This is a genomic window from Haladaptatus salinisoli (assembly GCF_020614375.1).
GTDB lineage: Archaea > Halobacteriota > Halobacteria > Halobacteriales > Haladaptataceae > Haladaptatus > Haladaptatus salinisoli.
Genome location: NZ_CP085327.1, coordinates 390,334 through 405,210, shown reverse-complemented (window position 1 = coordinate 405,210; position 14,877 = coordinate 390,334). Strand labels below are relative to the sequence as shown.

At 65.8% G+C, this 14,877-nt stretch carries 14 protein-coding genes and 1 pseudogene; 7 read left to right on the top strand and 8 right to left on the bottom strand.

The annotated features are described in order from the left end of the window. Positions 1-45 precede the first annotated feature (45 nt). The 4 genes from LIX00_RS02325 to LIX00_RS02310 all read right to left on the bottom strand — a co-directional run bounded on the left by LIX00_RS02325 (position 46) and on the right by LIX00_RS02310 (position 3,258). Positions 46-1,062 (bottom strand): carbohydrate kinase family protein, encoded by a 1,017-nt coding sequence (locus LIX00_RS02325; protein WP_227354573.1) that lies wholly within the window; start codon positions 1,060-1,062, stop codon positions 46-48. A gap of 122 nt (positions 1,063-1,184) precedes the next feature. Further along, positions 1,185-1,421 carry a hypothetical protein gene (locus LIX00_RS02320; protein WP_227354572.1) on the bottom strand — a complete coding sequence of 79 codons (237 nt, stop codon included), beginning with the start codon at positions 1,419-1,421 and terminating at the stop codon, positions 1,185-1,187. A 66-nt stretch (positions 1,422-1,487) separates the two neighbouring features. Beyond that, a complete protein-coding gene (locus LIX00_RS02315; RefSeq protein ID WP_227354571.1) occupies positions 1,488-2,258 on the bottom strand; it encodes a sugar phosphate isomerase/epimerase family protein in 771 nt (256 codons plus the stop codon). 85 nt (positions 2,259-2,343) lie between these two features. Further along, complete coding sequence (locus tag LIX00_RS02310; RefSeq protein ID WP_227354570.1) at positions 2,344-3,258, bottom strand: CARDB domain-containing protein; 915 nt, start codon at positions 3,256-3,258, stop codon at positions 2,344-2,346. Between the two features lie 175 nt (positions 3,259-3,433). Between LIX00_RS02310 and LIX00_RS02305 the strand changes: the two genes are divergently transcribed. From LIX00_RS02305 to LIX00_RS02290, 4 genes are all read left to right on the top strand, one after another. Then, the gene (locus LIX00_RS02305; RefSeq protein ID WP_227354569.1) at positions 3,434-4,381 is read left to right on the top strand and encodes a gluconate 2-dehydrogenase subunit 3 family protein; all 948 of its coding nucleotides are present in this window, start codon (positions 3,434-3,436) and stop codon (positions 4,379-4,381) included. After that, a complete protein-coding gene (locus LIX00_RS02300) occupies positions 4,374-6,143 on the top strand; it encodes a GMC family oxidoreductase (RefSeq protein WP_227354568.1) in 1,770 nt (589 codons plus the stop codon). Before LIX00_RS02305 ends, LIX00_RS02300 begins: the two co-directional genes overlap by 8 nt. 126 nt (positions 6,144-6,269) lie before the next feature. Further along, positions 6,270-6,446, top strand: a complete 177-nt coding sequence (locus tag LIX00_RS02295; RefSeq protein ID WP_227354567.1) for a hypothetical protein — start codon at positions 6,270-6,272, stop codon at positions 6,444-6,446. Further along, positions 6,440-7,774 carry a hemolysin family protein gene (locus LIX00_RS02290; RefSeq protein ID WP_227354566.1) on the top strand — a complete coding sequence of 445 codons (1,335 nt, stop codon included), beginning with the start codon at positions 6,440-6,442 and terminating at the stop codon, positions 7,772-7,774. Before LIX00_RS02295 ends, LIX00_RS02290 begins: the two co-directional genes overlap by 7 nt. 44 nt (positions 7,775-7,818) lie before the next feature. Here the strand turns inward: LIX00_RS02290 and LIX00_RS02285 are convergent, their stop codons facing one another. Both LIX00_RS02285 and LIX00_RS02280 read right to left on the bottom strand, forming a co-directional pair. Then, positions 7,819-8,430 carry a hypothetical protein gene (locus tag LIX00_RS02285; protein WP_227354565.1) on the bottom strand — a complete coding sequence of 204 codons (612 nt, stop codon included), beginning with the start codon at positions 8,428-8,430 and terminating at the stop codon, positions 7,819-7,821. A gap of 227 nt (positions 8,431-8,657) precedes the next feature. Beyond that, a complete protein-coding gene (locus LIX00_RS02280; RefSeq protein ID WP_227354564.1) occupies positions 8,658-9,872 on the bottom strand; it encodes a Cdc6/Cdc18 family protein in 1,215 nt (404 codons plus the stop codon). A 492-nt stretch (positions 9,873-10,364) separates the two neighbouring features. On the opposite strand from LIX00_RS02280, the gene LIX00_RS02275 reads away from it, so the two are divergent. Next, the gene (locus LIX00_RS02275) at positions 10,365-10,652 is read left to right on the top strand and encodes a hypothetical protein (protein ID WP_227354563.1); all 288 of its coding nucleotides are present in this window, start codon (positions 10,365-10,367) and stop codon (positions 10,650-10,652) included. 451 nt (positions 10,653-11,103) lie between these two features. Here the strand turns inward: LIX00_RS02275 and LIX00_RS02270 are convergent, their stop codons facing one another. Beyond that, complete coding sequence (locus tag LIX00_RS02270; protein WP_227354562.1) at positions 11,104-12,534, bottom strand: aldehyde dehydrogenase family protein; 1,431 nt, start codon at positions 12,532-12,534, stop codon at positions 11,104-11,106. Between the two features lie 166 nt (positions 12,535-12,700). Between LIX00_RS02270 and dpsA the strand changes: the two are divergent. Together dpsA and LIX00_RS02260 are read left to right on the top strand one after the other, a co-directional pair. Then, positions 12,701-13,233 (top strand): annotated as a pseudogene (gene dpsA / locus LIX00_RS02265) (DNA starvation/stationary phase protection protein DpsA). Between the two features lie 112 nt (positions 13,234-13,345). Continuing rightward, complete coding sequence (locus tag LIX00_RS02260; protein ID WP_227354561.1) at positions 13,346-14,113, top strand: hypothetical protein; 768 nt, start codon at positions 13,346-13,348, stop codon at positions 14,111-14,113. Between the two features lie 50 nt (positions 14,114-14,163). Here LIX00_RS02260 and LIX00_RS02255 read toward each other — a convergent pair whose 3' ends face one another. Beyond that, positions 14,164-14,841: a DUF7504 family protein gene (locus tag LIX00_RS02255; protein WP_227354560.1), complete on the bottom strand. Its 678-nt coding sequence runs from the start codon at positions 14,839-14,841 to the stop codon at positions 14,164-14,166. Between the last annotated feature and the right edge of the window lie 36 nt (positions 14,842-14,877).

The following is a 14,877-nucleotide window of genomic DNA, read 5'->3' as shown; positions in this document are numbered from 1 at the left end:
CTCGTAGACGGCTTAAGAGTGGCGTTACGAATCGCGTCACCGAAGCTACGAATCTCGTAGCTCGGCGACCGCGTCGCGCGTCGGGAGCGCCGTCATCGCGCCCGGTTCGGTCGTCGTCAGGGCGGCGACCGCGTTGGCGAACGCGAGCGCCTCGTCGAGCGGTTCGCCGCCGGCCAGCGCGGCGAGCGCGCCCGCGGTGAAGGCGTCGCCCGCGCCCGTGGTGTCCGCGACCGAAACGTCGTACCCCCCGTGTCCGGTCGACCCGGCACCCCACGGAGCGTCGGCGGTCGAGCGCGCGTACGCGCCCGCGCCGCCGAGCGTGAGCAGGACGGTGTGGGGACCCTCCTCGCAGACGTCGGCCGCGAGGGCGGCGGGGTCGCCGGCGTCGGGCGGGTTGGCCGCCGCGGCGAGGTCGGCGGAATCGGCGAGTTCGCGGGGGTCGAAGCCGGCCATCCCGAGGTCTTCGGGCGTCGCCTTCACGACGTCGGCGAAGGGCAGCATCTCGCGGACGGCCTCGGCGAACCCCCCTTCGGGCCAGAGTTCCGGTCGGGCGTTCGGGTCGAATATCACGGTGCAGTCGGCTTCGCTCGCGCGCTCCGCGAGGTCGAGCGTGGCGGAGCGCGCGGGGTCGGCCGCCAGCATCACGCCGCCGACGTACACCCACTCCAGTTCGGCGAGCGCGTCGTCCGGCACGCCGCCGGGTCGAAGCCGGGTGTCCGCCGTCCCGTCGCGGTAGAACGAGAACGCCCGGTCGCCCGACTCGTCGTGGGTCACGAACGCCAGCGTCGTCTTCGCGTCCGGGTCGCGCTCGACGAATCGGTCGGGCAGGCGGTCGGCGAGCGCGTCGGCGAGGAAGTCGCCGAAGGGGTCGCGGGCGATTCGCGTCCAGAACCAGGGCGTCTCGTCCAACCGCGAGAGCGCCACCGCGACGTTCGCGGGCGCGCCGCCCGCCCTGCGCTCGAAGCCCGAGACGTCGGAGAGCGGGCCGGGTCGCTCCGGCAGGAAGTCCACCAGCGTCTCGCCCGAGACGAGGATCCGCGGCGTCGGCGAGTTTTCCGTCATGGTTTCGCGTGGGCGAGCCAGCGCCAAAGGATTTGCTCACCCGTCCTCGGATGACGTCACTCGGGCTTTCTACCGGCGGCACCGCCCCAGGAGCCCGTTCGACCGCTCGAACCCCGTCGGACTCACCGTCGTTCGTCGGGCGAGGCGCTCGCTCTCGAACCCTTCACCGCACCGTACCAGTACGCGAGCAGAATCACCGCGACGAGCACGGGGACGTACGTCGCGACGAACCCCAAAACCTCGAATATCTCCGCCGCGTCGAACTCGTCGCTCAGCAGTTGAATAACGACCACTAACTGCAACGAAATCAGGGAGAGCAACCCGACGAGCGCCCCCCGGTAGATATCCTCACGAACCATCTTTCTCGCAGAGGGGTGTCGACGAGCGAAAAATGCTGTCATTTCGACGTGTCGGGCTGCCGCGACTCACAGCAACTCGTCCAAGTACTCCTTACTGGTCTCGATGTAGCCGTAATCGAGCGTGAACACCTCCAGCGAGAGGGTTCCCTCCCAACCGTCGGGCAGTGCGCCGAGTATCGCACCGAAGTCGAGGGTTCCCGCCCCGAACGGGAGGTGTTCGTCCTCCGCCAGTCGCGTGTCGTTCAGGTGGAAGTGCGAGATTCGGTCGCCGCGCTCGCCGACGAACGCGGCGATGCCCTCCGAGTCCAGTCCGTCCATCCTCGCGTGACCGGTGTCGAGGGTCATCGAGGCGTCCGTCTCCTCGAAGATGCGGTCGAAGTCCTGAATGGAGAACCAGCCGCCGGGGATGTTCTCGACGCAGATTTCGAATTCGCGCTCGCGGGCGAACTCGTCGAGGGTCGCCACCGAATCGATCACGTTCGACCGGATCACCTCGGCGTTCCACGCCGGTTTCCACGCGCTCGAACTGGCGTGGACGACCCCCTTCGTCGCCCCGAACTCGCTCGCAGTCTCGATGGCCGCCCGCAACTCCCGGACGGCCCCGTTCCGAACGTGCTCGAACGGCGTCCCGACGTCGAGGGCGAACGGGAGGTGGACCGCGAGGTCGATGTCGCACTCGTCGGCCCGCGCTCGCACCGCGCCCGGGTCGAGGTGCCGGCGTTCGGTCGGCCCGTCCATCATCAGTTCGACGTAGTCGAAACCGAGGTCGCCCGCGACTTCGAACGCCTCCTCGTAGGCCATCCCCACCTGCGTGACGAACCCCGTCGTCGCGTTCATATCGGTCGCTCGGCGGGAGGCGTGTTAGCTCTGGCGGGGAGGAATCTCTCACGAACTGATGGCCGACGGCGTCGGGAATCCGTCGTCACGACCGAGCGCTCTGGTTCTGCCCGCCGGTGAGCGTGATTTGCGCCGTTTGATTGCTGGCGAAGGCGTACACGCCGTGGTCGTAGGTTCCCGGTTCGCCCGCGATCTGGCCCGAACTGATCTCGAAGGTCACCGTCTCCGATTCGCCCGGCCCCAGCGTCACCGGCCGACTCTGAACGACAACCCCGCCGAATCGGTACTGCACCACCTCCGCTCCGGCCCTGTCGCCCGGATTTCGAACCTGCGCCGAGACTTCGAACGACTGGCCGACCGAGACGTTCTCCGGCGCGCTGATGTTCGTCACCTCGAAGGACCCCTCTCGCGGGCCGGCGAGTTCCCCGCCCGGGGGAACGCGCGGTTCCCCGACGCTCGTATTGACGTTCGTATCGCGGAAGACGATTCCGTTCGCTTCGACCGCGACGAGACCGAGCGCGAACCGGGCGTGGGTGACGCCCTCCGGCGGGAAAACGGCGGGATTTCCGCGTTCGATTCCCCGCCGAACCTGCCGCGCCTCGGCGGGCGTCACGTCGTCACCCACCGCGAACCGCGCGTTCGTCACCGCCGCCGACGCGTCCCCCGCGACCACCGCGCCGCGCTTCACGAACAGCGACAGCGTCCCGTTTCGGAGCGTCAACAGTCCCTGTTCGACCCGGAGCGGAACGCCGGCCACCGAGACCGTCTCCCCCTCTATCTGCACCGGTTCGAAGGTAGCGTTGTTCTGCTGCGTTCCCTGCGCGTCGTTCCGTTGCTCGACGGCACCGAATTGCTGGTCGACGCCGGGTCGCTGGTCGGTCAACTCCCGTCCCGGAACGCCGTCCGCTACCGCAGCGTCCCCGACCGCGACACCTCCGACCGCGGGACCGGCGGCGAGCGCGAGCGTCATCAAAACGACGGTGATATGATACGTCTGCATCACACTTGGCGTACTTCGGTCTGCGCGTTAAACCGACCAGACCGTTCGCGTCGTTCGCCGGTGACACGAACGATTACCGCCTCGGATACCGCGGCAAACGTCGGAATACTCCGTGAACTGTCCATAACGGTCGATAGTTACTATTCGGTGGCACTGGTCGAACCACCGGGATACGATGTCAGAAGAGCAACCAGAGACACGATTCGACTTCACTCGGCGCGGATTCCTCGAACAGTCCGGGTTCGCGGGGGGCGCGATGCTGCTCGCGGGGCAAGCGGCGGACGTCGCCCGCGGCCGGACGCAACAGGACGCGCCGGAGGGGGACGCGGGGATAGACGAGGACGCGCTCGTCGAACTCGATATCGACCAAGCGCGCACGGTGCAGGCGATGGCCGCCCGCGTGTTTCCATCCGACGAGTTCGGCCCGGGCGCGGTCGAACTCGGCGTCGTCTACTTCATCGACCGCCAACTCGCCGGACTGTCCAACGGGTGGGGAGAGGGGGCGAACTGGTACATGAAAGGGCCGTTCATCAACCAATTCGAGGGTGCGATTCCGAACCAGGGGTGGCAGTCGAACCTCGTCCCGCGGGAGGCCTACGATTTGGCGCTAGGGTGGATCGAGGAGTACACGAACAACCGCTACGGTAGCAGCTTCGTCGACCTTTCGGCCGACCAGCAGGTCGCGGTGCTCGAAGCGCTCGAAAACGACGAGGTGGACACCTTCCGGTCGGTCAAGCCGTCGGAGTTCTTCACGCTCTTTCGCACGAACGTCTTCGAGGGCGCGTACTGCGACCCGGCCTACGACGGCAATCGCGGCATGCAGGGGTGGCGGATGAAGCAATTCCCCGGGTCGCCGGGGGCGCTCGGGAGCTACAAGCAGTTAATCGGCAGGGAGGGATTCATCCGGATTCCGCCGCGAAGCGTCGCGGACGACGTGGAGTCCGTCGGCATCGAGACCGGCGCGGGGTCGTCCGGCTCGTCGGGGTCGCAGGGCGCGGTCCACAACCACGACCACGGTTCGCGCTACGAACTGAAGAGGGACGGTCGGAACGACGAGAACGGGAGCGGCGGACACCACTCCCACGAAAGCGGAGAGGACGAAGGGGGTGACGCCGATGCCTGAAGTGTTGGACCCCGTCGACGTGGTCTGCGTCGGCGTCGGGTGGACGGGCGGTATCATCGCCAAGGAACTCGCCGAAGACGGCAAGCAGGTCGTCGGCATCGAACGCGGCCAAGAGCGCGGCCCGGAGGACTACCTCACGATGCACAACGAACTGCGTTACGCTCTGCGCTACGAGATGATGCAGGACCTCTCGAAGGGAACGCTCACGTTCCGGAACAACCCGAACCAGCGCGCGCTACCGATGCGACAACTCGGGTCGTTCCTCCCCGGCAAGGGCGTCGGCGGCGCGGGCGTCCACTGGAACGGACAGACGTGGCGATTCCTCCCCTACGACTTCCAGATTCGCTCCGAGACGCTCGACCGGTACGGCCCGGGGAAGATCCCCGAGGAGATGCAACTACAGGACTGGGGCATCACCTACGAGGAACTCAGACCGTACTACCTCGAGTTCGAGAAGATGACCGGCATCTCCGGCGCGGCGGGCAACCTGAACGGCGAGATTCAAGACGAGGGTAATCCGTTCGAGGGGCCGCGAAACGAGGACTTCCCGACGCAACCGATGATTACTTCGCCGGTGCTGGGCCGGTTCATGGAAGCCTCGTCCAGCGTCGGCCTCCACCCGTTCATGGCACCCTCGGCGAACCTCTCGGAGGCTTACACCAATCCCGACGGCGTCGCCCGCGGACCGTGCCAGTACTGCGGCTACTGCGAACGGTTCGGCTGCGAGTGGGGCGCGAAAGCCGACCCGACGGTCACCGTGCTGCCGGTCGCGCAGGAGACCGGGAACTTCGAACTGCGAACGCAGTGCGACGCGCGCCGCCTCGTCTACGACGAGAAGGAGGGGCGCGTGACCGGCGTGAAGTACGTCGACACCGTCGACAACACGGTGTACGTCCAACCGGCCGAGGTCGTCGCGCTCACCGCCTACGGCCTGTGGAACGTCAAACTGCTCTTGCTCTCGGACATCGGCGAACCGTACGACCCGGAGACGGGCGAGGGCGTCGTCGGGAAGAACTACTGTTACCAGAACTTCGGCGGCAGCGCGGCGGGCTTCTTCGACGACGAGGAGTGGAACCTCTACATGGGGGCGGGCGCGCTCGGGGCGGCGGTGGACGACTGGAACGGCGACAACTTCGACCACACCGACCTCGACTTCCTGCACGGCGGCAACATCGCCATCAGCCAGACCGGAAAACGACCCATCGCGAACAACGACGCGCCGCCCGGCGTGGACAAAGAGTGGGGGGCCGCGTTCAAGCGCGCCAGCGTCAAGTACCACAACAGCACCGTCAACATCTCGGCGCAAGGGGCCGTCCTCCCCCACCGGACGAACTACCTCGACTTGGACCCGACCTACACCGACGAGTGGGGCGACCCCCTGCTCCGGATGACGTTCGACTGGACCGAGCAAGACCGCAAACTCGCCGAGTTCGAAGGGCGGCGCTGCGCCGAAATCGTCGAGGCGATGAACCCGACGAAGATGGGCGTCGGAACGAGCGTCATCGGCGAGAACGGCCACTACGACATCCGCCCGTACCAGTCCACGCACAACACGGGCGGAGCCATCATGGGGGCGAACTCGGACGACTCCGTCGTCAACTCCTACCTCCAGTGCTGGGACGCGGAGAACCTCTTCGTTCCGGGGGCGTCGGCGTTCCCGCACAACAGCGGCTACAACCCCACCGGGACGGTCGGCGCGCTGGCCTACAGGGCCGCGGACGGTATCAAGCAGTACTTCAAGCGACCGCGGATGCTCGGCTGAGCCCTCGGTCTCGCCGAACTTCTCCGGCCTGCGTCGCGGAACCGACGCCGGAACGAACCGTCGAGTCGGCCGCGTTCGACGTCGTTCGTCGCTACCGTTTTGGTACGTGACGAACTACGATTAGGTATGCTCAGCTCCGCCGAACCGGACGGCGATCTCCGTACCGTCACCGACGCGCGCGGCTCCCTCGACCTCGGACCGAACGTTCTTCACGACCATCCCACGCCCGAACCGCCGAACGCCGGCGCTCCGCCCGACGGCGCGTCGGGTAAGGACGACTCACGGTTACCGAAACGATGGTAGACCTCGCCGTCTCTCTCTTTCAGCTTCTCGTCGCGTTCTTCTTGGTGTTCATGAACGGGCTCTTCGTGGCCGCGGAGTTCGCCTTCGTGCGAATACGCCCGACGAGGGTCCGCGCCCTCGTCGACGAGGGGAGGCGCTCCGCGAAACTGGTCGAGGAGGCGACGCGGAACTTGGACGACTACCTCGCTGTCTGTCAGCTCGGCATCACCCTCTCTTCCCTCGGACTGGGTTGGATCGGAGAGCCGGCCGTCGCGGCGCTCATCGAACCGGTTCTCGGGTCGTTCCTCCCGGCGAGCGCCATCCACGTGGCGGCCGTCGCGCTGGGATTCGGGTTCATCACGTTCCTCCACGTCGTCTTCGGCGAACTCGCGCCGAAGACGTTCGCCATCCAAGAGGCCGAGCGAATCGCGCTCGTGGTCGCCCCGCCGATGAAGTTCTTCTACTACGCCTTCGTCCCCGGCATCATCGTGTTCAACGGGACCGCCAACTTCTTCACCCGTCTCGTCGGCGTCTCGCCGGCGGCCGAGACCGAGGAAGTGCACACCGAGGAGGACGTGCGGATGGTTCTCTCGAAGTCGCAGGAACAGGGCCACATCGACACCGAGGAGGCGGAGATGATAGAGAGCGTCTTCGAGTTCGGCGACACGGTCGCCCGCGAAATCATGGTACCGCGGCCGGACGTGGAAACCGTCTCGGCGTCGATGCCCCTCGAAACGCTTCGGTCGGTCGCCGCCGAGGGCAGCCACACCCGGTACCTCGTGCTCGACGGCGAAACGGGAGAACAGCCGACGGGGTTCGTCCACGTCAAGGACGTGCTCCGCGTCACCGAGTCCGGCGAGAGCGCGTCCACCGCCCACGACATCGCGCGCGAAATACTCGTCATTCCCGAGGACAGGCGCATCGACGACCTCCTCGCCGAGTTCCAAGACCGGGAGATACAGATGGCCGTGGTCATCGACGAGTGGGGCGCGTTCGAGGGAATCGTGACCGTCGAAGATATCGTGGAGGAGATCGTCGGCGATATCCGCGACGAATTCGACGCCGAAGAGCAAGAGCCGTCCATCGAGAAGCTCGACGGCGGTGCGTACACCATGGACGGTCGCGTCGCCATCCAAACGGTCAACGAGGTGCTCGGCGCCGACTTCCGGAGCGAGGATTTCGAGACCATCGGCGGCCTCGTGTTGAGCCGGTTGGGTCGCGCCCCGGAAGTCGGCGATAGCGTGGAGGTAGACGGTTACAGCCTGCACGTCGACCGAGTGGATGACAATCGCATCGCTCGCGTCACGGTCGAGGGTCGAACGCGGGAGGAGACGGAAACGTCCGATTAGCGCCCCCTCTTTCGAGCGAACCGCCTCACTGGCCGCCGCCTTGGTTACCCGCCTCCGCCACCGCCCTGCTGGTTCACCTGTCCGACCATCGTCGTCGGGTGGACGACGCAGATGTACCGCGCGACGTCCTGCGTGGCGACGAATCGGAGCGTCTGGGTCGCACCCTGCTGGGAGACGGTTTCCGTCACCTCGATGGCGTCCTGCGGCGGCTGTACCTGTCCGCCGCCTCCGCCGCCTCCGCCACCGCCGCCACCGCCTCCGCCGCCGGTGTTCGTCTGGACGTCCGGGAAGATGACGGCGAGGTTCTGTCCGTCGGAGTTCTGTAGCGCGAAGTTGTGCGGCTGGCCGTCCAGGTTCTCCCACGTCACCTCGTACACCTGCCCCGTCTGGAGCTGGAGCGTCGGGTTCTCCTGCCCGGAGATGGACTGCGGTGCGCGCCCCTGCCACGCCTGTACTTCCCCGCCGAGGCGGAACGATTCCGCGGGTTGTGGCGTCTGCTGGGCGCTCGAAACCGCGGAACCCGCGGTGACTCCGACGAGCGCACCCCCGGTGAGCGCGAGAAATCGCCTCCGTGTCTGACCCCGGCGGCGGGTTCGGTCGCTTCGAGTCTGGTTTCGGTGACGCGTTCGGCCGTCGGTCGTTCTGTCGTTCCTCATACCACGGAGGCCACTTCGGGCACGCCAATAAACGGAGTTCATCGTTCGCGGCGCGGGAGGATGAACGGGGACGAATCAGGTGACGTTTCGCCGCGGTAATCGGGACAACCCCGTTCCGAAATCCGCCTCGAACCGGCGTAGCGAGCGATTAGCTCGCCGCGATCTGCGGGGCGAGACGGGCGTCCGCAGCGAGTGCGGTGAGACGGACGTGACGACCGGGCGTCGGACTAAACGTACCCCTTGACGCTGGTGTGGACGCCCATCGCTTCGAGCGTCTCTTCTAAGGCGTCGAGCACGACCGCCAGGTCCTGCTGGAGGGCGTACTCGCGGTACTTCCCGCCCGCGGAACCTTCGTTGATTTCTGAGACCGAGAGGATACCGAGCATCGCGAGGTCGTCCAGGTGCTCGCGGAGCCAGCGAGCGGTGAGGGCTTCGCGCCGGGCCGCCTCCGAGAGCGCCTTGTACCGGGAGTAGATTTCGCGAGACCGAGCGGGCGTCTCGCCCTCGGCTTCGAGCGTGGCGAGGGCGTAGACGACCAACCGCTCGTGATCGTTCAGGTCGGCGATGCCGCGGGCTACCTGCTCCCGTTCGAGCAGGTCGCGGCCCCGGCGGACGTGCTCCTCGGAGACCTTCTCGGCGTTCTCCTCGCGGGCGAGGTCGCCCGCCTTGAGCAGGAGGTCGAGCGCCTTGCGCGCGTCGCCGGACTCCTGCGCGCCGAAGGCGGCGCAGAGCGGAATCACGTCGTCCGTGAGCACGTCGTCCTTGAACGCGACTTCCCGGCGCTGTTCGAGGACGGCCCGGAGTTCGTTCGCATCGTAGGTCGAAAAGGAGATGGAGCGTTCGCAGAGCGACGAGCGAACCTTCGGCGAGAGACCGTCACGGAACGTGAGGTCGTTGCTGATGCCGATGAGACCGATCCTGGCTTCGGTCAAATTCTCGTTCTCGCGTGCGCGTGAGAGTTGATAGAGGATGCTGTCGTCCTTGAGGTGGTCGATCTCGTCCAGCACGAGGAGGATGATGCCACCGTGGCTGTCGAGTTCGTCCCACATCAGTTCGTACACCTGCGACCGCGAGTAGCCGGTTTCGCTGATGCGATTGGCGGGGTCGCGGAGGATGTTCACGAGGTGGCTGGCGACGCGGTAACTGGAGTTCAGCCCGTCGCAGTTGACGAGTTCGGTGAAGATGTCGAGGTCGTCGTAATCGTCGGCGTTGTTCTCCAGTTTGTCGAGCAGGAATCGCGTGGCGGCGGTCTTCCCCACTCCCGCTTTCCCGTAGAGAAAGATGTTGTCCGGTTGCTCGCCGTAGATGGCCGGCTGGAGGGCCCCGTGGTACTCCTCCAACTCGGAATCCCGTCCGACCAGCGTGTCCGGCGTGTAATCGTCCAACAGCGCCTCCCGATTCTTGTAGGGAGAGTGTTCGCGGACGAACTCGAATGAAGCCATTACTCCACCGCAAACGGAGGAGTGCCATAACCCTTCCGAACCACCCGTTCCGCTGATTCCTGTGATTCGTGAGAATCGTCTGTGTCAGACGCACAGCGTTCGTGGCGGGGGTCTGCGTCCTACGGTCGTCGGTGGAAAACGAGGGGGACCCGGGGAAGCCACCCGTTCCTTTGATTCCGTTGTTTCTTCTGACTCGGATGTTTAAGTACCACCCCCACCCCGTCGTTCCGCTGTGTCGGCGGAGAGAGGGTGGGGAGGGGTCGCAGCGGCCCTTGGAACTGGAAAGATTGAAGACACCATACTCACAACCGTATCCGTAAACCCGACTAAATCGACTATTTCACCGAAGTAGTCGATTGATATCTCCCCGGAACCGGCGTCACGCGACGGGCGGGTCGTCACCGACCCTCGCCCGCGCCGAAAGACAGAGGAACGGAGGGGTGGGGGTCTTTATAGGATATACGGACACCGGAAACACCGGAAACGACTCCGATGGCGACGGCGGCGCCCGTCGTCGTCGGCCGACGGAACGGCAGGGCGACGAAAACGGCGGCGAAAGCGGACGACTGCGGGATGCGGCGAACGAACTCGATGGAGAAACAGCGGAACGACGGTGTGTGCGCCGTGGGACACAGTGTCGTAGAACCGGGGACCGCTCGGAAGACCACTGACCGGAACAGCTATCGGGGCGTCCGAGGGGGTCCGAGGAGCGAACGATCGAGGAGCGGACGATCGAGGGGCGAACGATCAAAGAGCGAGGAGCGAACGAACGAGGAGTGACCGAGGGACCAACGAGGAGCGACCAAAGGACGAACGAGAAGAACAGCGGAACGACGGGGTCGGCGGACGCGCCAGAGGCGTCGAGGAGGGGCGACGAAACAGCGGAACGGCGGGGTTCCGAGGTAGCCTACTCCACGGCCGGAAACACCGTAACTAAGCGTTTCGGCGCCGCTATCGTCCGAGAAACAGCGGAACAGTGGGGTCGGAATCCGCTCGCCGTTAACTGGTATCTGCTCACCGCTAGCGAGTGTGGTATCGCGCCGAGTATCGCGTCAGACACAGCGGAACGACGGGGTTCAACCCCTCGCCCGGGCCTAAAGACAGCGAAGACAGCGGAACGACGGGGCCGAACGGATGGACGAAGCGATCGAACGAATAAACGACGGGGTCGGGCGGGCGAGAGTAACTCAAGACCGGTACCTACGGAGAAACGCCCCCGGAGAAACGGCAGTTAGAGGATGATACTCTTTTTCCGCACCATCTCCTCGATGGTGAGGTGAAGCCCCTGCCGGCCGATGCCGGAGGCTTTGTTGCCGCCGAAGGGAATGTCGCCGAGTCCGTGGCTCGGCGCGCCGTTGATTCGAACCGCTCCCGCGTCGAGTTTGTTGGCCATCCGCCGCGCGCGGTCGTAGTCCTTCGTGAAGACCGAGGCGTCGAGCGCCAGATCGCTGCGGTTCGACAGCTCCAACGCTTCCTCCTCGCTCTCGAAGGTGGTCACGGCCGCGATGGGGCCGAACTGCTCTTCGTCGATGATTCGGGCGTCGTGGGGGACGTTCGCCAGGAGGGTGGGCTCGAAGAACTGGCCGTCGCGCTCGCCGCCGCGAACCAAGTCGGCACCCTTCTCGACGGCGTCCTCGACGAGTTCCTCGACCCAGTCGGCCTGCTCCTCGCTGATGAGCGGTCCCATCTGGGTCTCCTCGTCGAACAGGTCGCCGACCGTCCACTGGTCGACGGCCGCGTCCAGTTGCTCGACCACCTCGTCGTGGACGTCCGCGTGCGCGACCACCCGGCTCACCGCGGAACAGCGCTGTCCGGCGTACTTGAACGATCCCTTCGCGCATGCGCCGGCCACGTCGGAGAGGTCGGCGTCCGGGAAGACCACGGCGGGCGCGTTCCCGCCGAGTTCCATGTGCAGGTCGACCATCCCGCTCGTTCGCGAGACGTGTTTGCCCGCCGCGCTGGAACCGGTCATCGCCACCATGTTGATGCGGTCGTCGCCGACGAGCAGGTCGCCGATCTCGCTCGCTCGGCCCGGCGTGAAGTTGAACGCGCCGGTGGGAACGTCGACCTCCGAGACCACCTCGGCCAGAATCGCGGCGCTCACCGGAGTCTTGCTGGCCGGTTTGATGATGACGCAGTTGCCCGCCGCGAGCGCGGGAGCCACCCAGAGCGCGGTGGTCGAGAGGGGGTAGTTGTACGGCGTGATGGCGAGCACGGTTCCGATGGGTTCCGGCTTAATGATGGCTTCCCAGCCCTCGTGACCCTTCGTCGTCCCCTCGCGGTACTCGCCGCGGAGGTTGTGGGCTTCCTCGGCGGCCCTGCGGAACCGCTCGGCGGCGCTCTCGACCTCGCCGCGCGCGCTCGAAATCGGCTTTCCGGCCTCGCGGACGATGACGTCGGCCAGCTCGTCTTTCCGTTCGAGGAGACCGTCGGCGATGGTCTCCATCCACTCGGCGCGCTGCGGGATGGTCGTCTCGCGCATTTCCGCCTGCGCGCGCTGTGCTGCGGCGAGCGCTCGTTCGGCGCGTTCGGCGTCCGCGGCGGCGACCTCGGCGAAGACCCCGCCCTCAGCGAGGTCGGTCACGTCGAGCGCGTCGTCGGCGTCGAGCCACTCACCGTCGATGTAGAGTCGTTCTCGTCGGTGGATGCGTTTCTGTGACATAGTTGCTCTTTGGTTCTCGGCAGGTAAATTATTTACTCACATTCGGATTAATGCCGGTATGTTGCTTTTACGCTGTTCGCCCCTGGAACGCTCTCCTCGCCTCCGGACGTTTCGCCCGAGAACGTATTTTTATACTGGCCGCGAACGTACCTCGGTCGGGGGTTCGATGAGTCAACAGCAACAGGTTCGTCGGCGGGCGGGCACCGTCGACGCCAATCCGGTTCGATTGGACGTGGAGAAGCCGAACAGATAATCGAGGCGCTGAACGCCGACCTCGCGGCGACGTACGTGCTCTACCACCAGTTACGAAAACACCACTGGAACGCCGAGGGGCCGCAGTATCGCGAACTCCACCACTTCTGGGGCGAGGCCGCGGAAGACGCTGAGTACGCGGCGGACGAACTCGCGGAACATGTGCAGGCGCTCGGCGGCGTCCCGATAAGCGGGCCGGCGATGTTAGAACAGCACAGCACCGTCCCGTTCGAAGGCGAGGACGTGAACGGCGTACGCACGTCGATGCGAAACGACCTTGAAGCGTACGGCGACCTCATCGAGAGCGTCAGCAGCCACATAGAACTGGCCGAGAGTTTAGGCGACCACGCGACGGGCGAGATCCTCCGCGAGCGACTGGTGGCGTTGGAAGAGTACGCTCACGAGGCCGATAGCTTCCTCGCCCACGACTCGCTCACGCTCTGGTAACGGACGCCATCGCCCGAATTTTTCCGCCCGGCTCGCTCGCCGAGATTATTTCTGATGATAATCCCATTGAAAGTTTTATGCCGCATCACCCGAAGGAGACGACGACTATCGCATGGTTTCGAAGCGCTTCTTGCGGGAGTCTCGGGAGCTGATCGAGCGAGGCGATGGCCGCTACAAGTTCCTCCAGCACCGCGACGAACGCTGTCTCAGCGCGCTGGTCGCGGCGGGTCGGGGAGTCGTCGCCGTCCGGGGAGTTCCGTCGGCGGACAAAGCCGCCTACCTCGACGCGCTCGGCGAGATAAACGACCACTACTTCGAAGCGCGCGCGTTCGAACGCGACGTTCGCGGTAAGTTCTATCGCTACGACGAAGAGGCGGAGCGGCGGTTTCGGTCGGCCGTCGCCGAGAGGCTGTCTCGCTCCGTCGAACAGCTCCGCCGTCTGCTGTCGGCGCACGACGCGCTCCTCGAATCGGCCGACCGCGTCGGTGTGACGAGCGCGTCCGGCGACGGTGCGGCGAAGACGGTGGACCGCGACGGGTCGGAAGCGTCGGGCCGAACCGTCTCTCGAAAACGGGGGACGACCCTCGCCCGGCAGACGAACCGCGCGGTTCGAGGGGGCTGGTATCCGGTCGTCGAAGCGTACGACCACGCGCTCGACCCCGGGGAACGAATCGCCGAAGGGAAGCGACGACGTCGCCAGCGTCTGTACGGCCAACAGAGCGTTCCCGGCGTCGTACAGCTGCTCGACACGCCGCTGTTCGAACGAGTGGCGGGCGACGACCTCGCTCGGCTTCGAGAACTGGATCGGTTCGCGCCGGCGGACGCGCACAAAATCGCACACCGGTTGCGCGACCGTCACCGGTGGTTGCTGGCCGAGTAACGATTCGACGCTCGTTCGAAGCTCTCCGTTTTAGTTCGAGCCGCCCGCACTCAGAGCGATAGCCACCCAGTCGTCACGTCCTGTCGAACGAGATGCCACCGCTGTTCCGCCACGTCGCCCTTCGCGCGCACCTCGACGACGGCGTCGAACGCGGGCGACAGCGCGCGGACGACCGTCGAGTCCATCTCCGCGGGGAGGTGGAAGTGAGCCATCCCGTTGACGTTCCGGATGCGTGCGGTCAGCACGTGCAGGAACCGGAACACCGACTCGCGGCTGTGCTCCTCCAAGAGCGGGGTGAGCGAGTCGAAACACACGCGGAGCTCGCCCGAGGTCAACCCGCCGCTCTCCCGCTCGAACTCGTCTATCGCCTCGGCGATGGCGATACCGAGCGAGGGAAGCGACGGGCTCGTAACGACCGTCGTATCCGTCCCGCACCCGCCGCTCTGTGTCGCGGTGGCGCTCCGAGTGTGGGTCGCGCGCTCGACGACCTTCACACCGCCCGCGCTCGGTTCGTGCAAACAGGCGTGACCGCCGCGCGTTCTGACGAACAGCCGACGACGCGGCTCGGTTTCGGACTCGCCGAGGAATCGGCCGCAAGCCCGCTCCATGACCGGCTCCGGCCCGATCAATAGGAGTCCGCTTCCCCGGCGTTTCAATCCTGCCAGCGTCCGCGTGAACACAGCCGCCGTTTCCGGCTCGTGGACGCTGGTTTCGCCGCGATGTTCCATTGTTTGAGTAACATTATTGGCCGTATAATAAATTTT

Coding starts and splice junctions, on each gene's coding strand:
- LIX00_RS02290 (WP_227354566.1), top strand. CDS start 6,440: ATGGTAGACCTCGCCGTCTCTCTCTTTCAGCTTCTCGTCGCGTTCTTC.
- LIX00_RS02320 (WP_227354572.1), bottom strand. CDS start 1,421: ATGGTTCGTGAGGATATCTACCGGGGGGCGCTCGTCGGGTTGCTCTCC.
- LIX00_RS02305 (WP_227354569.1), top strand. CDS start 3,434: ATGTCAGAAGAGCAACCAGAGACACGATTCGACTTCACTCGGCGCGGA.
- LIX00_RS02300 (WP_227354568.1), top strand. CDS start 4,374: ATGCCTGAAGTGTTGGACCCCGTCGACGTGGTCTGCGTCGGCGTCGGG.
- LIX00_RS02295 (WP_227354567.1), top strand. CDS start 6,270: ATGCTCAGCTCCGCCGAACCGGACGGCGATCTCCGTACCGTCACCGAC.
- LIX00_RS02315 (WP_227354571.1), bottom strand. CDS start 2,258: ATGAACGCGACGACGGGGTTCGTCACGCAGGTGGGGATGGCCTACGAG.
- LIX00_RS02275 (WP_227354563.1), top strand. CDS start 10,365: ATGGCGACGGCGGCGCCCGTCGTCGTCGGCCGACGGAACGGCAGGGCG.
- LIX00_RS02310 (WP_227354570.1), bottom strand. CDS start 3,258: ATGCAGACGTATCATATCACCGTCGTTTTGATGACGCTCGCGCTCGCC.
- LIX00_RS02255 (WP_227354560.1), bottom strand. CDS start 14,841: ATGGAACATCGCGGCGAAACCAGCGTCCACGAGCCGGAAACGGCGGCT.
- LIX00_RS02285 (WP_227354565.1), bottom strand. CDS start 8,430: ATGAGGAACGACAGAACGACCGACGGCCGAACGCGTCACCGAAACCAG.
- LIX00_RS02325 (WP_227354573.1), bottom strand. CDS start 1,062: ATGACGGAAAACTCGCCGACGCCGCGGATCCTCGTCTCGGGCGAGACG.
- LIX00_RS02270 (WP_227354562.1), bottom strand. CDS start 12,534: ATGTCACAGAAACGCATCCACCGACGAGAACGACTCTACATCGACGGT.
- LIX00_RS02280 (WP_227354564.1), bottom strand. CDS start 9,872: ATGGCTTCATTCGAGTTCGTCCGCGAACACTCTCCCTACAAGAATCGG.
- LIX00_RS02260 (WP_227354561.1), top strand. CDS start 13,346: ATGGTTTCGAAGCGCTTCTTGCGGGAGTCTCGGGAGCTGATCGAGCGA.